18 protein-coding genes are annotated in these 21,148 nt (G+C 39.4%); 5 read left to right on the top strand and 13 right to left on the bottom strand.

Annotated elements, in window-relative coordinates; translation table 11 throughout:
- Window positions 1-10: 10 nt before the first annotated feature.
- The 4 genes from B1NLA3E_RS08155 to B1NLA3E_RS08140 all read right to left on the bottom strand — a co-directional run bounded on the left by B1NLA3E_RS08155 (window position 11) and on the right by B1NLA3E_RS08140 (window position 3,819).
- On the bottom strand, window positions 11-568 hold the full coding sequence (locus B1NLA3E_RS08155) for an FAD synthetase family protein (RefSeq protein WP_015593362.1): 558 nt from the start codon (window positions 566-568) through the stop codon (window positions 11-13).
- Window positions 569-613: 45 nt separating this feature from the next.
- Window positions 614-1,909 (bottom strand): ammonium transporter, encoded by a 1,296-nt coding sequence (locus B1NLA3E_RS08150; RefSeq protein ID WP_201765848.1) that lies wholly within the window; start codon window positions 1,907-1,909, stop codon window positions 614-616.
- Window positions 1,910-2,073: 164 nt separating this feature from the next.
- Entirely contained in the window at window positions 2,074-3,294 is a 1,221-nt protein-coding gene (locus tag B1NLA3E_RS08145) for an acyl-CoA dehydrogenase family protein (RefSeq protein ID WP_015593360.1), read from the bottom strand.
- Between the two features lie 108 nt (window positions 3,295-3,402).
- The gene (locus B1NLA3E_RS08140) at window positions 3,403-3,819 is read right to left on the bottom strand and encodes a cupin domain-containing protein (protein ID WP_015593359.1); all 417 of its coding nucleotides are present in this window, start codon (window positions 3,817-3,819) and stop codon (window positions 3,403-3,405) included.
- A gap of 231 nt (window positions 3,820-4,050) precedes the next feature.
- Here B1NLA3E_RS08140 and B1NLA3E_RS08135 point away from each other — a divergent pair, with 231 nt between their 5' ends.
- Complete coding sequence (locus B1NLA3E_RS08135) at window positions 4,051-4,785, top strand: hypothetical protein (RefSeq protein ID WP_015593358.1); 735 nt, start codon at window positions 4,051-4,053, stop codon at window positions 4,783-4,785.
- Between the two features lie 396 nt (window positions 4,786-5,181).
- Here the strand turns inward: B1NLA3E_RS08135 and B1NLA3E_RS08130 are convergent, their stop codons facing one another.
- A complete protein-coding gene (locus B1NLA3E_RS08130; protein WP_015593357.1) occupies window positions 5,182-6,144 on the bottom strand; it encodes a PDR/VanB family oxidoreductase in 963 nt (320 codons plus the stop codon).
- 240 nt (window positions 6,145-6,384) lie between these two features.
- Here B1NLA3E_RS08130 and B1NLA3E_RS08125 point away from each other — a divergent pair, with 240 nt between their 5' ends.
- Entirely contained in the window at window positions 6,385-7,128 is a 744-nt protein-coding gene (locus B1NLA3E_RS08125) for an IclR family transcriptional regulator domain-containing protein (protein WP_041580396.1), read from the top strand.
- Between the two features lie 100 nt (window positions 7,129-7,228).
- Here the strand turns inward: B1NLA3E_RS08125 and B1NLA3E_RS08120 are convergent, their stop codons facing one another.
- Window positions 7,229-7,588 (bottom strand): 2Fe-2S iron-sulfur cluster-binding protein, encoded by a 360-nt coding sequence (locus B1NLA3E_RS08120; protein WP_015593355.1) that lies wholly within the window; start codon window positions 7,586-7,588, stop codon window positions 7,229-7,231.
- Between the two features lie 153 nt (window positions 7,589-7,741).
- Here B1NLA3E_RS08120 and B1NLA3E_RS08115 point away from each other — a divergent pair, with 153 nt between their 5' ends.
- Window positions 7,742-8,206 carry a hypothetical protein gene (locus B1NLA3E_RS08115; protein WP_015593354.1) on the top strand — a complete coding sequence of 155 codons (465 nt, stop codon included), beginning with the start codon at window positions 7,742-7,744 and terminating at the stop codon, window positions 8,204-8,206.
- Between the two features lie 54 nt (window positions 8,207-8,260).
- Here the strand turns inward: B1NLA3E_RS08115 and B1NLA3E_RS08110 are convergent, their stop codons facing one another.
- The 3 genes from B1NLA3E_RS08110 to B1NLA3E_RS08100 form a co-directional block, all read right to left on the bottom strand.
- Window positions 8,261-9,109 (bottom strand): family 1 encapsulin nanocompartment shell protein, encoded by an 849-nt coding sequence (locus B1NLA3E_RS08110; protein ID WP_015593353.1) that lies wholly within the window; start codon window positions 9,107-9,109, stop codon window positions 8,261-8,263.
- Between the two features lie 16 nt (window positions 9,110-9,125).
- Window positions 9,126-9,716 (bottom strand): IMEF encapsulin system ferritin-like cargo protein, encoded by a 591-nt coding sequence (locus B1NLA3E_RS08105; protein WP_015593352.1) that lies wholly within the window; start codon window positions 9,714-9,716, stop codon window positions 9,126-9,128.
- Window positions 9,717-9,826: 110 nt separating this feature from the next.
- Window positions 9,827-11,038 carry an MFS transporter gene (locus B1NLA3E_RS08100; protein WP_015593351.1) on the bottom strand — a complete coding sequence of 404 codons (1,212 nt, stop codon included), beginning with the start codon at window positions 11,036-11,038 and terminating at the stop codon, window positions 9,827-9,829.
- Between the two features lie 329 nt (window positions 11,039-11,367).
- Between B1NLA3E_RS08100 and B1NLA3E_RS08095 the strand changes: the two genes are divergently transcribed.
- Together B1NLA3E_RS08095 and B1NLA3E_RS08090 are read left to right on the top strand one after the other, a co-directional pair.
- Window positions 11,368-12,537, top strand: coding sequence for a TIGR04053 family radical SAM/SPASM domain-containing protein (locus tag B1NLA3E_RS08095; protein ID WP_015593350.1), 1,170 nt, complete (start codon window positions 11,368-11,370; stop codon window positions 12,535-12,537).
- A gap of 369 nt (window positions 12,538-12,906) precedes the next feature.
- Window positions 12,907-14,136, top strand: a complete 1,230-nt coding sequence (locus B1NLA3E_RS08090) for an NAD(P)/FAD-dependent oxidoreductase (protein WP_015593349.1) — start codon at window positions 12,907-12,909, stop codon at window positions 14,134-14,136.
- 144 nt (window positions 14,137-14,280) lie between these two features.
- Here B1NLA3E_RS08090 and B1NLA3E_RS25225 read toward each other — a convergent pair whose 3' ends face one another.
- From B1NLA3E_RS25225 to B1NLA3E_RS08075, 4 genes are all read right to left on the bottom strand, one after another.
- Complete coding sequence (locus B1NLA3E_RS25225) at window positions 14,281-14,427, bottom strand: hypothetical protein (protein WP_187292162.1); 147 nt, start codon at window positions 14,425-14,427, stop codon at window positions 14,281-14,283.
- A 520-nt stretch (window positions 14,428-14,947) separates the two neighbouring features.
- Window positions 14,948-16,828, bottom strand: coding sequence for a selenocysteine-specific translation elongation factor (selB, locus tag B1NLA3E_RS08085; protein ID WP_083935064.1), 1,881 nt, complete (start codon window positions 16,826-16,828; stop codon window positions 14,948-14,950).
- A gap of 25 nt (window positions 16,829-16,853) precedes the next feature.
- Window positions 16,854-19,991 (bottom strand): AAA family ATPase, encoded by a 3,138-nt coding sequence (locus tag B1NLA3E_RS08080; RefSeq protein WP_015593347.1) that lies wholly within the window; start codon window positions 19,989-19,991, stop codon window positions 16,854-16,856.
- A complete protein-coding gene (locus B1NLA3E_RS08075; RefSeq protein WP_041580394.1) occupies window positions 19,988-21,136 on the bottom strand; it encodes an exonuclease SbcCD subunit D in 1,149 nt (382 codons plus the stop codon). The genes B1NLA3E_RS08080 and B1NLA3E_RS08075 overlap by 4 nt, the downstream gene beginning before the upstream one ends.
- Window positions 21,137-21,148 lie beyond the last annotated feature (12 nt).

The raw sequence follows: 21,148 nt of genomic DNA, 5'->3' as shown, positions 1-21,148 counted from the left end.
GAAAAAAATATCAATTAACTTGTTCAAAAGCTTGAGAAATCATTTTCCACCCTAATAGCTGTTCAGCTTCATTAAACAGGTTTTGATTCATTAATGACCGTATTCTACTTGAAGAAATGATTTCTCCCATACTGCATCGAACCGGCTCTAACACGCGTACAACAAAATGATTTCGTAACGTGAAAATATTACCTGCCCTATTTTTCCCGAAATGAAAATCCGTTCCAGCCCATACTTCCAAAGGATTTAAGTCTGTCAATTCTTCAAGAAACGAACAGACATTCCGATTAACATATTCAATATCAAAAGGTGCTACAACCACATGATCTACCCCAAGAATTCTTAGTCTCTTAATCTTATCTGGTAGTGGTGTTAACAACCTAACGTTTGAGAAAAAAACCCTTGGTGGAGGGTCAAAAGTATAAACCACCAGAGGGACTCCTAAATCTATGGCACGCTTCTTTGCGCTTTTAATTAAACTCTGGTGCCCGTAATGAACTCCATCCAATGCTCCAATGGTCATAACTGAAGCCGGAAGCTGCAAGGATTGATCACTGTGAATATGCACCTAACTCCCTCCTTTGATGGTGAGCCTTGCCTCAAGTCATTCAACCTAACCACCGATTGGTTGATCAGAAATGATCCCTGGATTTTGAATTGGTTTTGAAGTCTGTGAACCAACTGGGTGTTGACTACTATTATGATAAGCAGGTTCCTCATGAAAACTAAGATCTAAGCCCATCAATTCATCTTCCTTACTGACACGTAATGGAGTAAATATACTGATGAATTTTAAGATAACAAAGGTTCCAACTACCGCTAACACCAAGGTTACCCCGATTCCCATTACTTGATGGAGCAACTGTTCTGGATTGCCATATAGTAAGCCGTTATTTCCTGCAGGATTCACCTCTTTTGTTGCAAAAATGCCAGTAGCAAGTGCTCCCCATACTCCACCTATTCCATGGATTCCAAAGGCATCCAGTGTATCATCATATTTAAAACGATTTTTCACGAAGTTAACACCAAAATAGCAAACCCAGCTACCAAGAAAACCCATGATTAAAGCAGATGGAATGGTCACATAACCTGCTGCCGGAGTAATCGCAACCAAACCTGCGATGGCCCCAGTTGCAGCGCCCACCAGTGTTGGCCGTTTTCTGAGAATCCACTCGATCGTAACCCAGCCAATTCCTGCAGCACAGGCAGCAACATGTGTATTAGCAAAAGCTAGAGATGCAAGTCCACCTGAAGCAAGTGCACTCCCTCCATTAAATGCTAACCATCCAAACCAAAGCGTTCCTGCACCAATGAGGAACATAACAAGATTATGCGGGGCACTTTCATGCTTCCGATGCCTAGGACCTATCATTAATGCAGCCACCAAAGCACTTACTCCAGAGAGGATATGGACAACTGTTCCTCCAGCAAAATCTAATTCACCGATACCTGATAGCCAGCCGCCACCCCATACCCAGTGTGCCATTGGAGCATATACAAAGGTCGGCCATAATACTGAAAACATCACCCATGCCGGGAAGGAGATTCGACCGGCGATTCCTCCAGAAACAATCGCAACAGTAATCGCCGCAAAGGTTGTTTGGAAAATCGCAAAAATATAATGAGGGATCGTTAATGTCCCAAAGGTTGCTTCCCCATCAACCCCTTTAAAGCCAAGATAATCAAGCCCGCCAATAAACCCACCAATATCCGTACCATAGGTTAGGGTATATCCCCACAGGACCCAAACAACACTCACGATCAAAAGACTGGCAAAGCTATGCATCATCGTTGACACGACGTTTTTTTGACTGACTAATCCTCCATAAAATAGGGCCAATCCCGGCACATGCATAAACAATACAATTGCTGTTGCTGCCAAAATCCAGGTGGTATCTCCAGTATCGATTTCCACAGAATTTCCCTTAGCAAATGCTGATATTGGGAAAATTAATAAAAAGATGATGGTAGATAGCAGAAACTGAGGACCTCTCCCTTTAAAAAAACGACCCATATTGTTCTCCTTTCCTTGTTCATTTTTGAAGGTTATAAATGCTTAATATTTTTTCTCCACTATTCAAACCACGGTGCTTCAATTAAAGTGAGACCAATCCATTCACGTAAAATTTCATTAGTTGGCCCCATTAAGGCTCCGGCACGACCATCACGGACAAATTTTTCAATTTGACCAGTTAAATAACCTCTACCACCTGAAATTTGGAGCGCTTGATTGGTTACTTGGATAACCATATCGGCAGCGTACGTTTTCAACTCCCAAAGCGGGTATAAACAAGTAGATAATGTTTGACCATCAGCTAGGCTCTGATCCATTGCTTCAGAGGTTCGATAAAGCATACTTTTAGCACTGTCAATTAAGATTTGAGCTTTAGCCAGTTCATGCCTGATAACTTGATAACCAGAAACTGACTTTCCAGTATCTGCGTGAACTTTTTTCTTTGCCCCATCTAAGGCCGCGTTCAGCGCTCCTTGCGCAATCCCTATCCAGCATGCTGAAGTCCCTAATAAAAACAACGGATCTATAACATTATCATTAAAATAGAGCATCCCACCTTCACTTCCAAGGAGATTATTGCGAGGAACATACACATCTTTGAATTTCATTGGACCGCTGGAATTACCACGCAAGCCCATGGCTGAATAAGGAAAACATTCGACCCCATCCTGATCCTTATCAACAATTAGGAACATAAGCTTATCCGCTTCGACACTATCAGGGTAACTTGTGCAAACGATATACCAATTTGCTTCACCAGCGCTGGTGACAAATGATTTATCAGCATTTAATAAATACCCTTGACCATTCCTTGGAGCAGAACTAACCACATTCCAAAAATGCCCCCCAGTTGCTGGTTCACTAAATGCTAATGCTCCAATTTCTCCTTTGAGTACACCTGGGATAAATCGTTGTCTCTGTTCAATCGTACCTGCGGAATAAAGTGTTTGGACTGCAGCAGTATGCATGACCCAACACATAGTAGAAGATGCACAGTATTGGGCAAAACTTTCAGCTAACACCGCAAATCCTGTAAATCCTTTCCCAAGACCGCCTTCCTCAACGGGAATTGTTACTGCACCAAAACCAGCCTCAGCGATTGCCTTTAAACTATTAGTCGGGTAAATGCTTTTCTGATCAGAAATTGATGCCCGCGGTAGCAATTCTTTTTTCCCGAGCGCGTGTGCCCTTTCATGCAAGCTCTCATAACCAGTTGGACACTTCCACCAGTTTGGAATTTCCATAACTCCTTCATTTAAAACTGTATTTTCGATTGCCAATTCACTTCACTCCTTTTTTTATAAAAGTAACGGTTAAGGCAACCGAGAATCACCATTTGTGAATGATCTCGATTGCCCACTTTTACACTCTTTGAAAGTTGACTAATATTACATAAATGAAGGTTCAGGCAGTCGGTGCCCAGTATAAATTGCCTCTCCATCACTTTCTTTATCAAAGATGACCGTTGTTTCTGGAGTAAAGATTAAAACATCTCCCACCTCTGCCACATACTTGACTCCATGATCGTCACGGACGACAATCTTTCCACTCAAAATGACTTTAACTTCTAAGTAGGTATACGTGAATTCAAAATCCTCTGACGGCTGCATCGAGAAATATCCAAGTGATAATGCGTTATCTTTTGAACAGATGGGTACGTCAATAATTTGACTTTTTAATGCCGGAATTCCAAGCAGACCATTTAATTCTTTCTTTGCATAAGTTCCTGCTTTGATTAACTGCACTCCAGGCTTTTGACTCAAATAATTGTACTTTTCTGTTTTGGTTACGGTTTTTTCACTCATTTTCCTTCACCCCTATAGTTTTTAGTGTTTTTTATCCCTGTGTCCAAGTTTTGATTTTTCTTAAAATTGAAAATGTTATTGGGATGACCTTATATTCACACATCCACAGATAAAATGAAATCCGGTTTTCCCGGACATTGAGATGAAATGAAGTTTCATGTAAGGAACACTGACAATGCAATAAAAATGATCGATTTTATGTGGATAATAAAGGGAAAGGAGTGATAATCCATGCATACGACAAAATCAATTAGCTCGGCAGATTTCTCAATCAAAATAAACGAACATCCTGCTTCAATCGCAGATGTTTTTCCTGGCTTCAATAAACAGGATCGGATTGGAATTGTAGTTCGGCGACCAGGTGGTAGCGCAGGCGTAAGCGGCCTGCTTATGGCAGCAATCACGAGTTTCTATGATTTTCATCGGTCACAGTTAGGGTATGGAGCCGACAAACTCTGGATTTATCCCGATTTCTTTATTTTTCACATAGACAATTGGCATATGGACCATTACTGGATGGATATTTGGCCACCAAACAAGGAGGTTATTGTTGAGGATGATCCTGAACAGATCCTAGAGGCGATAAATGACCGTGGTATCACTCGCTTAATCGTCGAGGACATTCCTGCTGCGACGGCGACGTTTTTGCGTGAAACAGTTAGCAGTGCGAACAAGCGGATTATTAGTGCGCTTGCCTATTCTCCTAACGGAAGAGTCCAACATGGAGATGTAAGTGTAAGGAACTGTTCAAATACAGAGAATTATGTTCTTGATTCCTTAAAGAGAACGAAAGGGATTTCAACAGATCTTTACAATCAATTTTCTAAAAACAGACAGTCGTTAGTTTCTGATGGGGGTGTAATGGAGACATATCGCCGGATTACTGTGACTGATGCACTAAACATGCTGACCGATTCAACGGAATTGGGTCCAACCACAAAACACTATATTTCATTGTTAGAATAAACCCTCTTCTTTAGAGGGTTTTTTTTATGACGTCCTTCCCCCTCCAAAGACGAAAAAAGCTGGCATGAGCCAGCTAAGGCTGTCGTTAAACTCTCGACAGTCTATTATTTCGCCTAAAAATTCAAGTGATTCACCAGGTTAATTTTTTTATGATTTTATTAATAATTATTAATAAATAGTGTTTAATAGGTCTGTTGATTTCCGTTCCAGGCGCTTTGCTTTCCGCGGGGCGGGCGGTGAGCCTCCTCGGCGCTTAAGCGCCTGCGGGGTCTCACCTGTCCCGCTGCTCCCGCAGGAGTCTTCGCGCCTTCCACTCAACCAATAAATAATAAAAACAAGTGGTAAAATCAATGTTTAAGCCAAAGTGAATATGAATTTGTTAGTTAATAATCCCATTTAAATATCTAAGACAATACAATTATTTTTTCCTCTTGAAACACAAGTTAACATAACATCATTTTCTTTTTTCTCTTGGTCTGTTAGAAAAACATCCCTATGCTCCACTTTGCCTTCAAGCACATCCAACCCACAACTTCCGCAGCCCCCTATTTTACATGAGTAGGGCGCTTGAATCCCATTCTTTAAAAGGACCTCTAGTAAGCTTTCATCTTCACCAACATTCAGCACCTTATTGCTTTTATTTAATATTACCTGAAACCGTTGAGTCGGACCGAAATCTGGTGGAGTAAACAACTCAAAATGAATACTTTGATCATGGTAACCAAAAGTCTTCGCGTCCTCAACATACTGGTGTACCATCGATTCTGGTCCGCAAAAATAAACATGAGTCCCAATCGGCTGTACTTTCATAATTTCTGACTTCATTCGGTTCTGCTGATCAGAAAAATAAAAATTGGTTTCATCAGGATAATTCGAAATAAGAAACTCAAAATATGCACAGGTGGCTTGGGAAGGCGCAGCATAATGGATTTTAAATGTTTTCCCCTTCCTTTTTAACTCAGCAGCCATCGCTAAAAAAGGGGTAATCCCTATTCCTGCCGCAAAAAAGATATGATGTTTTGCCTGGAAACTCAAGGGAAAATGATTTTTGGGATAACTAATCTCAAGCTGTTTCCCTATTTCCACCTCATCATGCCAAAAAACAGAACCTCCTTTTGACTGATCACTCCGATTAATGGCGATTTCATAGTAGTCTGTTTTCATAGGGTCATTGGTTAATGAGTAGTGGCGTTCGATTAGCTGATGATTATGATTTATGGATGTAGTAATATGGGAACCTCCACTAAACTTTGGCAATGCGGTTCCATCTTTTGATTTGAGCCTGAACCGTTTTACCTTTGGAGATTCAGCTTTAATTTCGGATACTACTGCACTGATTTGTCCTTGTTTAACGGCCATTTATTAAAATACCCCCTCCAAAATCCTTAGATAAGAGTATAGTCACAAAAAATATAGGCATTCGCAACTTTTGTTTCTTGACTATCGGGATTTTTACAAAAAGTATGTTAGATTTTTATGTTAATTTCATACATTAGGCGGATTTCGTACCAAAAATTAACATTTGTTTCGTTTTTTACAATACCTGTCCTGTAAAAAGGTTTATTTTTAAAATAGATAAAAGTGAAGGAAGTGAAGACTTTGTCCAGTGTAATTCATAAATCAATGGAACTTCTTGAAGCAATCCAACCAGAAAATGATAAGGAAGAATGGAGTGCCACCGAAATTAGTCGAAAGTTAAATATACCTGTTCAAACGGTTCATAGATTGTTGTCGTCTCTTTCGGAAGCTAGATTAGTTTACAAAAGTAAAGAAACGAAGAAATTCCGGTTAAGTTTTAGCATCATTCAAATGGGCTACGCTTTAAGAAATAGTTTAGCAGCGTATCCTTGTTCGCTCCCAATCATGGAAAAACTAGCCCAAAAAACAAACCACTGTGTCTGTCTATCGGTTTTAGAAGGAACGGAAGGAATCATCGTTGATACAGTAGCTTCTAAAACAGCCCAAATTATTGAACCCGAACTGATGAGAAATCCCCTTCATATCGGTTCTGCCAATAAAGTGTTATTAGCCCACCTTCCTTTATCGTTAAAAGAAAAATTAATAAACTCACTACTAAAGGATGATAATAACCTTTCAAAGGAAGGATTAGAATCGGAGTTAAAAACGATAAAAAAACATGGTTTTTCTATCACTGTCGGTGAGATTAAGGAGGGTTTTACCGAAATTGCGGTACCCATTTTCTCCTGGGAGGAAAAGACTGTGGCAGCGATTAGTGTCTTGATTTCTGGACGGAATGTAAAAAATCACATTTTAGAAGAAACTGCTATCTCAATTGTGCAAGCAGCTGAGGAAATATCATTAGAATTAGGCTGGTATAAATAGGGATGAAAACAAGGATGCCTGACCCTCGGCGTGGCACTTTAAAGCAGCACCGCACCGGGGGTCAGGCACTCAATAGTAGTTTAACGCGTTAAATCATTTTTTATTTTGCTTTTGTTTGGCAAGCGAGGCGGAATTCTTGTTGGAGTAAGTGCTGAAGTTTTGTCTTTTCGAGATGATTTGCCGGTTGCAGCAAGGCTGATCCATTTACAATTTTCACCTTACACCGACCACAAGTCCCTTTTTGACATTTATAATCCAATGGGACTCCTTGCTCCAGGGCTGCATCTAAAATCGTTTGGTCTTTTTTTACTTCGAGCTGGTAACTAGACTGATTTTGTTCTATTTTCATAATCCGCTTAATATTCATATCCTTAATTGACGGTTTGTTCTTTAGACTAGGGAATGTTATTAAATCCCTAATGGTGTTACCTTTCATGGATCCTACGGTTAATTTTTTCACTGTCTAGCCCCCTTTTTACACAACATTGTTAACAAAATTGACACTTAAAAATCCATTGACCGATTCCTTGCTTCCTAGTAAAATAAATCTATACTAATAGTGATAATCATTATCAATTAAATAGATTCATTCTCATCTTAGGAGGTCTACAACATGACTTATCAAATAAATGGCCTAAAAGACATCCATAAATTAATCACAAATGAAAGAAAAATTGGTGGCGTGATTGAAGTTAATACTCTTCGTCTACGCACTGGTGAAGAATATCAACACGCAGTTATCACCAATATTGATTTAATCGGCTCATCCATCTATTCAATCAGTTTTGTGACAGAAGATCAGCAGCACTTAATTGCAAACATAACTGAGCTTGGGTTGCTTCACGAGCCTAAGCATAAAAAAATATATGAGCTTAATAATCAAGCATACAAAACAACAAAAACAGCTGAAAAGTTAAAATTTTTAAAACGATTATGTGAGATTAACTGTGGTTCTTCAACTTGTATTTTCGTCGAAGAAGCTAGATTGATTATTGATGATATTGGACTTCCAGCAGCAAAAAAAGAAGTGGACACTACTTTGATTTATTCCGAAGAAAAAGTATATACAATTGCCTAAAGAAGCACAGCAGGAATGAATTCATTCCTGCTGTTTTTTAAGTTTCTACAAGTATTATTCATCAAAATCCTCCAACGTACAAATGGCTGTAGGCCGCTTGATCCGTGGGACAATCGCTTCGTATACTCGATAATGGTAATTCAAGTTATCAAGATCTAAAAACACCGTGTCATAATCACTGGCAATCGCAAGATCAAGATTCTGTTTCCCCGCATCTAAAACAACCCCTGTACCACTTTTTATCATTGGGGACTGATAGACACCTGCTGTCATCAATTCACGAACATGCTCGATTTCTAATACATGCGTTCCTTGATGAACCCGATGAACAAGCGCATACAACTCCGGTGACAACACCAGTGCATATGGTCCAGTATGTCCCATCCTCAATAATTTGTTACGCGCTTCAACCACATCACTAAAGGCATTTCCAGATTCCATCCAATCGCTACGAATGTGCGAAAGTTTTCCCTTTACATTCATAATCCCTTGAAGCTGAAATTCCTTTGAACCGTTAAAAATTAGATCATCTTCAAGCAATGCACTTTGCTGTGCGGCATTGGCAGAAGCTGAAAAATCGATTGGGCTCCCTAAAGTTTTTGCCTGCTGAATATCACGCCAATATAAAATAAAATCCTTATACAACATCGGAATGGTCAAGGTAACCCTTCTTGATGGAATAGAAAGCTGAGAATCCTCGCCGTGAAAACTGATTGCACCTTGTTCAGGTGAATCATAAATATCATTTGTAACAGATTGAACCCCTTCGCCAAGAGGTCCATATATATCAATAAATCTCCTACCAACCAACTGCTTTTTTACACTTTCAAAAACAGTTTGGTCAAGCTCAGTCCATTCCTCTCTTGATAAGGGAGAATCGGGAAATTGTGTCGTTTTATCCAAATGAATCACGATCCTTTTATTGTAGTTTTAAACTGCCAACCGTTAAGGCTTTTCTTACAGTCTGTTTTGGCTGTGACTGACCCGATGAAAAATTGTGCGTATAAGCCTCAATTTTTAGATTCGATCCAGCCCCTTCTTTTTCATCGGTTGGAATCGAGGTATTTAATTGAATACCACCTTTAAATTCCTGATTTAATCTTTCCAAAATGACTTTCATTTGTTGATAGTCATCATAGGTAAAATCTCTTAATGATTGGATTTTTGGTTCGAATTCCGTTCCTTTAAACTGAAAAAGTGACAAATCTAAATGCTCTAAAAAATTATGTAACCCAAATTTCTCCAAACTTATATCCTGCAAGAGGTGAATAAAATCAGCTTGATGATCTGAGATATTCATTTCATTGTGGATGAGTTGCTGGAGCTTTGGTAAGAGGAGTTCCAATCGATCTGAGCGATGTTCTTCTTCTTCATAAATATGGTGCCAATAAAGGCGCTCGTGATCATCTTTCGCATCATTAATGATTGGTGTGATGATCCCCATAAACTCTACTAAGGCCTGTTTCGTTCGTTGAAAAATCGAATCCATTTCATTAAATGTAGTATCCAAGTGATAATCCCTCCTTGAAAAATATCCCTAATGAGAACTTTAACCACATCCACTAGGGTTTAAACCTCTTATGGGGATATTCTTAGGAAAAGAAAAAAACGAAATCGGATCTATTTTTTCAAAAAAGCCTGATACACAGGGATTCGTTCCTCCTTCTGGGCGAGAGCTACCAGTAAGATCCCAATCATCAATAAAATTGAAATAAATGTAATTAAACCAATCCAATCAAAATGTAACCAAAAATAACCACCGACAGACCCGACAATACTTGATCCAAGGTAGTATAAAAGGAGATATAACGAGGAGGCCTGCGCTTTATTTTTCCCCGCACAGTCACCTACCCATGTACTGGCAACAGAGTGGCTTGCAAAGAAACCAAATGAAAAAATCGAAATGCCAATGATTTTTCCGATTAACAAAGGTATGGTGGTAAAGATTGCTCCGCCCAACATAATTCCAAGCGAGACTTTCAAAATCAACGAAGAACCAAATTCATCAGCCTTTTTCCCCATATAAATCGAGCTGAAGGTTCCGAACAAATACACAATAAAGATGAAGCCAACCACAGTCTGGCTTAAATGATAAGGTGCTTCAACAAGTAAGAAACCAATATAATTAAATAGGGTGACAAAACTACCCATTAATAAAAAGGATAACAAAACCAAATACATTAATTGTCTATTCCTGAAATGCCCTTTATAGGCATCCCAAGCCTGTTTCCAATTTAGCTTCTTATTCACGGAATGACGGGATGACGGAAGAGTTAACAAAAAAGCAATACTTAAAAAAAATGTCATCACTCCCACAACGATTAGGGCCAGTCTCCATGAAAAAATATCTGTTAGTGTGCTAATGATCATTCTTCCTGCAAGCCCACCAATACTTGTACCGCTAATATAAAGCCCCATAATTTTTCCAATGCCAGAAGGGTTAAATTCTTCTGCGACATATGCCATTGCAATCGAAGGAATACCTGCAATAAACAAACCAAGCATGGCTCGTAATAACAACAGAAGCAAAAAGTTGGGACTAAAAGCAGTTATTAGTCCGAGAATGGAAGTGGAAAACATCGATAAAACCATCAGTCTTTTTTTACCGATAGCATCAGCTAATGTTGCAGATAATAACATGGCAATCGCCATTACACCTGTAGAGGATGATAAGGTAAGACTTGCGATTGGTGCAGTTACATGAAACTCCTTTGCAAAAACCGGCATCAATGGTTGAGTGGTGTAAAGAATCGCAAACGTAACAAACCCGCCAAGAAATAATGCAAAACTTGCCCTTCCATATTCCTTTGTTCCTTTTTCAATATAAGTCACAAACCCTCTCCTCTTTCCCTGTCGAAAAAATGTTTAAATTATAGAAAACTAATAATTCTATTTTACAATTCAGTATTACCAGCGTCTAGAATTCGCTCTCTCGCTTATAAAGGAGTAGTCGGATATTTATGTTCACAAAATCGGTTCATTTCTGTAGCAATATTGTAATAAACAACACCGTCACATGCTTTTTCTCACACTATAATGAAAGAAGCAAAAGAAAAAATGTTAAACTGCATGACAATAGTGGTTGACACAATAACAAGTAAGGTTTGGTGATAAATATGCAAAATAACGGACATCCACAAGGAATGGGACATCCACATAGTATGGGCCATCCAGGCGGCCACCCACATAGTGCTGCTAGTACAATCGATTATAATGAAAATCCGTTTATTGTTATTTGGGAAGTTACAAGAGCCTGCCAATTGAAATGTGTACACTGCAGAGCAGATGCGCAGGTTACGCCTGATCCTCGTGAATTAAATCATGAAGAAGGCATAAATCTTATCGACCAAATCTATGAAATGAATAATCCAATGCTTGTTTTTACCGGTGGAGATTGTATGATGCGAGAAGACCTATTCGAACTTGCTGACTATGCAGTGAAAAAAGGCATGCGTGTATCCATGGTTCCAAGTGCCACAGATAATGTGACTAAGGAAAAAATGCAGCGCGCAAAAGATGTAGGCCTATCCCGTTGGGGTTTCAGCCTAGACGGACCAACTCCAGAAATTCATGACCTTTTCCGTGGCACTCCTGGTTCATTCGATTTAACCGTTCAAAAAATTCGTGAATTGGTTGAAATGGGTATGCCATTACAAATAAATACTGTTATTTCTCGCTATAATTATGATCATCTTGAAGAAATGGCCAAACTAGTTGCCGAGTTGGGTGCCGTAATGTGGTATATCTTCTTACTTGTACCAACTGGACGTGGCCAAGCAGATGCTTGTATCACACCGGCTGAACATGAAAAGGTATTTCGCTGGTTATATGATTTGAGCAAAACAGCTCCTTTTGATATTAAAACAACTGCATCACAACATTACCGTCGCGTAGTTTTCCAACAAAAAGCACGAGAGCATGTTGATGGTGTGGACAAGCACGAAATTAATTATGAAGATACATTAACAAAAGATGGGGCATCTAAGGTTGACGGATTAAAACGTGCGCCTAAAGGGGTTAACGATGGTGTTGGTTTTATCTTCGTTTCCCATATTGGTGAAGTATTGCCAAGCGGTCTACTTCCAATAGTAGTAGGTAATGTTCGTGAAAAGCCATTGGCTGAGATTTACCGTGAATCTCCTGTTCTTAGGGATTTACGAAATCCTGACAATTACAAAGGAAAATGCGGAGTATGTGAATTCAATAAAGTTTGTGGTGGATCACGTTCAAGAGCTTACGGAATGACTGGTGACTACATGGAAAGTGAACCATTCTGCGTCTACATTCCAGAAGCAATGCGCAAAAAAGAAGCAACTCCTGTTAACGCTTAATCAATTAACGCTTATTCTAACGAATAAGCGTTTTTTTATTTGATTTAGCACTGCTCAAATATTATGTAGTTGTTTATTAATTTTGAAAACGCCTTACACCAATTTTTACTTATTATATTATTTTGTGTAATATTGGATAACTTTTGGGTAACTTTTTTGGTTTTTTATTGTTATTTATTAATTTAACAAATTGTCACAAATATTACCGGAATATACCTTGAACAAAAACTATGAATATCGTAAGCTATATCTATAGTTATTGTGAAAGGATTCACATGAGTAATATTGATTTTGCCCTTATTTTTTCGATACTCTTGTGAACCGATTCACATATTCGGATACATATCATTTTTAAAGGGGAAGATTATTATGGCAAAACCAAAAATCGTAATATTAGGTGCAGGCTACGGCGGAATCATGACATCAAAGAATCTTGAAAAATTACTTAAACCCGGCGAAGCGGATGTTACACTGATTAATAAACATGATTATCATTATGTTACAACACAGTTACACAAAACTTGTGCAGGGACAGCGCCGGACGATAAAATTACGATGCAAATTCGTGAACTAATTGATCAAAGTAAAGTTACTTTTAAGAAAGCTACTGTTGCTTCGTTTGACTTTGATCAGAAGAATATTCTTTTAGAAGGCGGAGAATCCGTAAACTACGACTATCTACTTATTGCACTGGGATTTGCAGTTGAAACATTCGGGACTCCTGGAATAAAGGAACATGCTTTTAACCTTAGAAGCTTCCAAACCTCTAAGGCTGTATTCCCTCATATTCTAAAGCAATTTTCTCTTTATAAAGAAGACCAGGATGAGAGCCGCTTAACATTTGTTGTTGCGGGTGCAGGCTTTACTGGTACTGAGATGGTTGGGGAATTGATTGAAAAACTTCCTGATTTAGCAAAATCTTATAGCGTACCTTTTAATAAAATAAGAATCATAAACATCGAAGCTGCGCCAACTGTATTACCAGGATTTGAAAAATCAGCTGTTGATTATACATCAAGATTACTTATCGAAAATGGTGTTGAAGTTATGACATCTACAAAAATCCTTGAGCTCACAGAAAATTACGTTAAGGTCGCTAATGGCGAAGAGATTCCAACAAAAACACTTATCTGGTCTTGTGGGGTTCGCGGACATGAGCTTTTCGATAAGGCTGGTTTGAAAACAGTTCGTAGTAAAATGGTTGTTGACAAATATTTAAGAATTCCAAGCTTAGAAAACGTATTCTGTATTGGTGATAATGCCATGTTCATGAAGGATGAAAAGTCACCACTTCCTCCAACTGCACAGGTTGCTCTTCAACAAGCTCCAGTTTGTGCAGAGAACATTGTTGCAACTCTTCGTGGACAAGCGTTAAAAGAGTTCGAATACCACCACAAAGGATCAGTTGCTTCAATTAGTGACCATTACGCTGTTGGTAAGGTTGGTAGTGTTGTCGTTAAAGGAAAAATTGCAGCATTCTTAAAACAGGTAATTGAAATGAGATACTTATTCTATCTAGGTGGACCTTCACTTATGATGAAGCAATTCTCAAAACGCAAACCTTTACCAACTAATGTTCAAATAAAACAAATTCAGTAATTAAATAAACGCAAGGCAACTTGCGCTAGATATAATGACTTTTAAAAAAACACGTTATTATCTAATCAAAAAGCTGACTCGATATCCAAATCGAGTCAGCTTTTTTTTGATGGGACCGCTCTCCCATCGTCCTTATATGAAGCTCTATACCCATTTATATTTCCAGCCAGTCCTGCACTCACCAGTAGGAACAACCATGGCTTCCTCTGGAAATACTTGAATTACATGCATTTTTTCTCCATCGACAGTTTCCTCTATTTTTTCTAAAATCCATACTTTTAAGCTTTTCATTTCAAATCATTCCTTTCCACAGGATGTTTATCGCCTCTTTCTTATAAAGTACCATCTATATATGAACAAACTATTTCCAATAGATGACCTATCATTTAAATATCAATTTAGGGAAATATCGCCCATTCTCTTGCCAGGATCCCAATGCTCTGTTTCAGCTACCGTTCCACACTTTTTCCACCCTCTTCGGTCACTACTTCCTTGTCTCAGTTACCGCTCCACACTTTTTCCACCCTCTTTGGTCACTACTTCGTTGTTTCAGTTACCGCTCCACACTTTTTCCACCCTCTTCGGTCACTACTTCCTTGTCTCAGTTACCGTTCCACACTTTTTCCACCCTCTTTGGTCACTACTTCCTTGTTTCTGTTACCGCTCCACACTTTTTTCATTCTCTTTGGTCACTACTTCCTTGTTTCTGTTACCGCTCCACACTTTTTCCACCCCTGTTCGGTCAACTCTTCTAAAAAAAAGCCGTCATTCTTGTTTTTCCAAGAATGACGACTTTTTTAATTTGTTAACTCTATTGCCAAACTCGTTTATTTTCAACTCGTTTTGTAAGCCCTTTTGCATCAAGGCGCTCTAAAAACGGAATCATATATTTTCGAGACAGATCCAATACTTCCTTGGCATCGCCCACTTCAAATTCAGGACCCGTCTTGCTTTGCATGGCAACTACCGAATCCCTAAACACATCACCATGCCAATAATATTGATCATCAAGTGGAACAATTAGGCCTTGTTCCATAAGGAATCGTCTTAGGTCACCAGTTAACTGTTCAGGAATACCAGCCTCTTTAAAATAGTCTTGTAAATAACGGACCTTTAATCCTTCCTTTTTGATCACAAGGAGCATATTTTCTGTGCGTTTTTGCCAGTTTTGAGGCACATGAGGAGTAAACTCGCTTTGGAAAACAAATTGTTCTCTTCGACCGAAAGTTCCATTCGTAACTCCTTGTTCAATCACATAATCCAATAAAGACTTAGGGTAAAACTTTAGCATCGTTTGCAAAATTTCAGCCTTATTGATCCCCTGCTTCATCGGATACGCCTTATGAAAATCGCCCAATCGATCATAAAGATCATCTTCAATCAACAAGACTAACGATTTTAACGTATATTCCTTCTCATTATATAGAAGGAACGCGTCACTCTTTAGTTCAGCTAATAAAGTTTCTTCAATTAAAGCCGTTCTTTTAATTAACTCAGGAAGGATGAGGCTTTTTCCTTCTGTTAAGGCAGCGATGATTCGCTCCTTAGGTGTTCCCACTTTTTTCTTCTCAAGTTCTTCCATTGTTTGAACACCAAAGCGGTATTTCTCTCCTCTTGGATCAATGACCCAGCCTCCGCCAATCGTTTCTTGTGGGCTAGGACGCCGGATAATGAACCGGTCTCCCCTTTTTGTCACAATTTCTTCTTCAAGTCGAAGTTGGCACAGGATTTCACTATTTTCTTCTGTTAACTCATTTCGGTCAAAGAAAACAATTCTGCCCATCACTTCCGCCGTACCAATATGACATTTAATCGGCATCCGTTGTTTTACCATATAATCTAAATCTTCGACTACACGAATGGCCACGTCGATAGTTCTCGTTACATTAAAATGCTCAGAGGAAACAACCACATCACCACGTTCTAGATCCTCTTTGGAAACGTTTGAAAGGTTTATGGCTGCCCGTTGCCCTGCGAAGGCCTTTTTTGCCTGCTTGTGATGAACCTGTAGTTGACGAGCACGGACCTCTATCCCACTTGGCATTATCATAAGTGCTTGTCCTTCTTCAACCGTCCCCTCATAGACCGTTCCACGAACCACTGTCCCTTGACCCTTTACGGTAAATACTTGGTCAATTGGCAACCGAAATGCACCCTTTGCATCCCGCATTTCCTGATCTTTTAGGGTGTCAATAATCAGGCTTTTCAGCTCTTCAGTTCCCTTTTTAGAGAGGCTGTCGACAAGAACATAGGGGGAATTCTCAAACACCGTCCCTGTTAATTCTTCAAATATATCGTCCTTAACTAGATCAATAAACTCTTCATCAACACGATCAATTTTTGTGATGGCCACAATGCCATTCTTTATTCCTAAAAAACCAAGGATATCTAGATGCTCCCTTGTTTGTGGCATGACCCCTTCGTCTGCGGCTACCACTAACACAACAAGGTCGATTCCTGCCACCCCAGCAATCATTTGCCGAATAAATCGTTCATGACCTGGAACATCGATTACTGAAATTTGAATTTCATCATCCTCAAAAAGTGGAGCAAATCCCAATTCAATTGAAATTTGCCGTTCTTTTTCTTCTTTTAATCGGTCAGTATCTACGTTTGTTAAAGCCTTCGTCAAGGAAGTTTTCCCATGATCGATGTGACCGGCCATCCCGATGGTAAAATATCTTTTCTCCAAATCCTTCACCTACTTTAAGATCTAGTTAGTTCATTAATTGAAATTCTGTCCGGCTTCCGGATTGAGTGGCAAAAACCTCTAAGCGAGCATCAATCCGTTCCTTTAATTCAGGAACGTGGGAAATAATGCCCACCAGCCTCCCACTACTTTGGATGTCAATCAACGCTTCTATTGCTTGGTCTAATGACTCAGGATCCAAGGTTCCAAAACCTTCATCTATAAACATTGTTTCTAAAGACACTCCACCAGCATGATGCTGAACAACCTCAGCAAGTCCTAATGCTAATGATAGAGCTGCTTTAAAGCTTTCGCCACCCGAGAGAGTTTTAACATGTCGCTCTTGCCCAGTATATTGATCGAACACTAGTAACTCAAGACCACTTTGGCCAGCTCCTTTAGAACGATCCGTCTTCCTTGATAACTGATATCGACCACTCGTCATTTTTGTTAAGCGAACATTGGCTTGGGCTAAAATCTCATCTAAAAAGGCTGCCAGCACAAACCGTTCAAATGTAATGCGGTACGTGTTTTGCCCCTTGGCAATTTCATATAAATGTCCAATCAATTTGTATCGCTCTTCTAACGCCTTTAAGCCTTGATTAAGCTGTTCCACCTTTATTAAGATTTCTTCGTTCGATCTTTTTTTCATTAATAAGCTTGTAAATTCATCATTGAGAGCTTCTAATCGTCGATTCATATCCTCAAAATTTTGTCTTAAATTTTGTAATTCAGGCACTTTAACATCCTTGAGTAATTCAGCTAATTCATGATAACGGTCTGTGACTGACCGGAGCTCTTCACGATAGGCACGAACCATTTCGATTAACTCGTTTAACTGTTTCTCTGTTCTTTTAGCCTCTTCATATTGACGATATTTTTCAAAGCCCTGTTCGGTTAATTTTTGCTTAAATGCCTCCCGCTCAAGATCAAGCTTTTGTTCCGTCTCAGTGACTTGTTTCTGAACGGTTTCAAGTCGAGCTTTTTCAGTCGCAAAGGATTCTCTTGTATCTTGGTATTGTTTTTGAGCTTTCTCTAATGCTATTTCAAGTGTTTTCTGGTTTTTTATTGCTTGTTTAACTTGGAATTCATAAGCTTCAACCGTCCGAAGCTCCTCTGGAATTTGATCAACCATTCGCGTTAAAGTTGTTTTTCTTTCAGTAAATTGGATGGTTAATTCATGGATGGACTCCATTAAAAGTTGGCGACTTTCTGCCAACTTCACCTTACTTTTTTCGTAAGTTTCCATCTGACTACCCAAAGAATCAAGTTTATTTATTTTTACAGAAAGATTGGTTTGTTCATTAAGAAGTTCAACACGCTTAGCTATAATCTTGCCTTTTACAGGCTCAAGCTGTTCGTTTGTAAAATCCTGACGCTTAGTTAGGATTGCTTGCAGCAATTCATTGATGGATTGTCCGATCGAATTTTGAGCAGACTGCCTTTCGTAATAGGCGGATTCTGCCTTTCCTTTTTCTGCTTCAAGTGAGCTTGCTTGTAGTTTTGCTGCTTTAATATCTTCATCACTTGGTACAGAGTCATTTAACGCTAATGCCGGAGCAGGGTGTTGACTTGACCCACAGACCGGACATGCTTCTCCATCATGTAGCTTGCCGGCAAGAATGGTAGCTTGGCCGTGTAGCCATTTTTGCTCAAGTTGTTCCACAAGTGCTCGACTATCATTTAATCGCGACACACTATTTTCATAATAACCTTTACTTGATTGTAATGCTGTCGTGGCTTGTTGCCAGCGTTTTTGCATATTTTCGAACTTCGTTAGTTGTTCAAGCTCGTCGTCGTACAGCTCAATCTTACGCTTATTTTCAAGAAAAATAAGCTGACCATGTTCGGTATCTTGCTTCTCTTCCTGCAGTTTCTTCAAGAATTCTTCTGTGTTTTTGAAGTTCTGTTCTGTTTTTTCGAGTTGTTCCTTCGAATCTGTTAACTGTTTTTCTAGTTTTTTTACAAGTGATTCCATATTTGCAAAAGAGTATACATCTTCCTTCATCATTTGCAACCGGTTTACTTCTACTGTTGCCTGGAGTCGTTCAGGTTCACGAGCTTTTTCAGCTTCATGCTGTTTACGGTGCTCCTCAAGGGAATATATTAGTTTGTCAACCCGGAATTGAATGGCTTCAGATGTCGCCTTTGCTTGATCCCATTCTTTCTTTAAGTGGTGACAAATTTCCTCTTGTTTGGCAAGCAGGGCTGCTTTTTGTCCAAGAGCTACTTCAACTTCCTTTTGGTCAAACAGGGTCTTTTGATTTTCAAGCTCCACTTTCTTGCTCAAGAGCTCATCCTTGGTTTTTAGCTGTTTTATGATCAATTCGGCCTCATAAATACTTTGCTGAAGCATGTCACGTTCTTCTTGCTGTTTCGCTGTTTCCTGTTTTAGCTCTGTTAGTTTTTCGACCATCGACTGAATCTCTTCTTTAAGGAGAGGTAGAATGAAAGTATCATTTACGCTTTCGGCTTCAAGATAGCTTTTAAGTTCTTCATTGGAAAGCACATGAATTCCGCGAATTGCCATGTCCCGTTCCTCTATTTGTTTTTCAACGGTCCGTTTTAATTCAGTGGCTTCTTCCTTTAACTTTTCCTCCACACGCTTATACATTTCAGTGTGAAATAAACGTTGCAGAATGAGTTCCTTGTCTTTACTGTCCGATGTTAGCAGCTTTCGAAATTCCCCTTGTGGAATCATCAAGATTTGCCGGAACTGATTACTGTCGATCAGCATAATTTCTCTTATCCGCTCATCTACATCACGGACGTTTGCCCCGAGTAGCTGCTTTTTGCCTTCATCATCAAATAAATAAAGCTCAGCTTTTGCATTGATAACCGTTGTACCGTCGCCACTCTTTTTTTTCTTATTTTGCTGGGGTGCCCGCCAAATATAATATCGTTTACTGCGAAGCGTAAATTCAAGCGCTACTTCTGTCATGACCTCTTCACTTGCAAATTGACTACGAAGCTCCGGGCCATTTCGATCCTCACCGCTCGCCTTGCCGTATATGGCATAGCTAATTCCGTCAAAAATCGTTGTCTTCCCAGATCCTGTTTTTCCAGATATCACGAACATCGTACGATTTCCAAGTGTCGTGAAATCAATATCTTCCTTGCCTGCATACGGTCCGAATGCCTGCATCATCAGCTTTAACGGCCTCATTTTGAAGCACCTTCTTCTTTGTACACTTGTTCAATTGCAGCGGCGACAACATCACGTTTTTCTGCGGTAAATTCAGCAGTAGTCATTTCTTGGTAGAACTGCTCAAATAGCTCCAGTTCTGATTTTTGCTCATCTTTTTCAACTGAAAGTGATAGCTTCTTTTTCAAGTCAGTAATTGATATTTTTCGTTCAAGATGGAGCACATTCGGGTACACTTGGCGAAGCTTATTAATTGGATCAATTAATGCTCCGTCATCCAATAGGGTTACTTTTACATAATCATCGCATTTCTGCTTTTCGTAGAAGCTTGGGTCTAGCAATTCCTCTAAATGGCCTTCCATTTCGCGCATATCGAGTCTAGGTGTTAACGAATGATACCGGTGTTCAAATTGACCGTTGTCATTCATTTCAATAATCGAAATAGATTTTTGTTGCTTTGCCTCCGAAAAAGAATATTTCAACAGTGATCCTGAGTATTTTACCGTATCATGACGGAGTGCGTCGGGACTATGAAGATGGCCAAGAGCCGTATAGGAGAATGGGGCAAACAAATCGGCACCAACACACCCAGATCCTCCTACAGACAATGTTCGTTCTGAGTCCGAAGTTAGTCCACCTAAAACAAAAGCATGTCCTACCAACACATTTGGTTCCCGATGATTCATTGTTTTTTCTATTTTGTCAATGATGGCACTCATCGCCTCTTGATGGGAATGGATTGTATCATCATCTAATAATTCTCGAACAATACCTGGTTCTGCATATGGGACTAAATAAAAATTAACTCCATTAATATGAACAGGTTGGAAGGCTGTTGATAACTTCCCCGTCAAATAAAAATCGCTATTCCGATACCAAGAGCTACCAAACGATAAGCGTTCAGCACTATCATGGTTTCCAGATATAGCCACAATCGGCGTATTTAATTCCACATTCAGTTTATAAAGTACTTCATCTAATAATTCAACCGCTTCAGTAGGCGGAACAGATCGATCATATAAATCTCCAGCGATTACAATGGCATCCGGCTTTTCTTCTGCAACAAGGTCAGCGAACTGAATAAGTGCCTCCCGTTGATCATTTGTCATATAAACACCATGAACAAGCTTGCCAATATGCCAATCAGCCGTATGAATAAACTTCATGCCCTTCACCTC

This window comes from Bacillus sp. 1NLA3E (assembly GCF_000242895.2).
Taxonomy (GTDB): Bacteria; Bacillota; Bacilli; order Bacillales; family Cytobacillaceae; genus Bacillus_BU.
Note: the sequence above shows the minus strand (reverse complement) of the source record. Positions and strands in the feature narration are given on the sequence as shown.

What these genes read in the sequence shown, in the direction of transcription:
- B1NLA3E_RS08095 (WP_015593350.1), top strand. Translation starts at nt 11,368, where the DNA reads ATGGGCCATCCAGGCGGCCACCCACATAGTGCTGCTAGTACAATCGAT.
- B1NLA3E_RS08140 (WP_015593359.1), bottom strand. Translation starts at nt 3,819, where the DNA reads ATGAGTGAAAAAACCGTAACCAAAACAGAAAAGTACAATTATTTGAGT.
- B1NLA3E_RS08130 (WP_015593357.1), bottom strand. Translation starts at nt 6,144, where the DNA reads ATGGCCGTTAAACAAGGACAAATCAGTGCAGTAGTATCCGAAATTAAA.
- B1NLA3E_RS08080 (WP_015593347.1), bottom strand. Translation starts at nt 19,991, where the DNA reads ATGAGGCCGTTAAAGCTGATGATGCAGGCATTCGGACCGTATGCAGGC.
- B1NLA3E_RS08075 (WP_041580394.1), bottom strand. Translation starts at nt 21,136, where the DNA reads ATGAAGTTTATTCATACGGCTGATTGGCATATTGGCAAGCTTGTTCAT.
- B1NLA3E_RS08135 (WP_015593358.1), top strand. Translation starts at nt 4,051, where the DNA reads ATGCATACGACAAAATCAATTAGCTCGGCAGATTTCTCAATCAAAATA.
- B1NLA3E_RS25225 (WP_187292162.1), bottom strand. Translation starts at nt 14,427, where the DNA reads ATGAAAAGCTTAAAAGTATGGATTTTAGAAAAAATAGAGGAAACTGTC.
- B1NLA3E_RS08115 (WP_015593354.1), top strand. Translation starts at nt 7,742, where the DNA reads ATGACTTATCAAATAAATGGCCTAAAAGACATCCATAAATTAATCACA.
- B1NLA3E_RS08090 (WP_015593349.1), top strand. Translation starts at nt 12,907, where the DNA reads ATGGCAAAACCAAAAATCGTAATATTAGGTGCAGGCTACGGCGGAATC.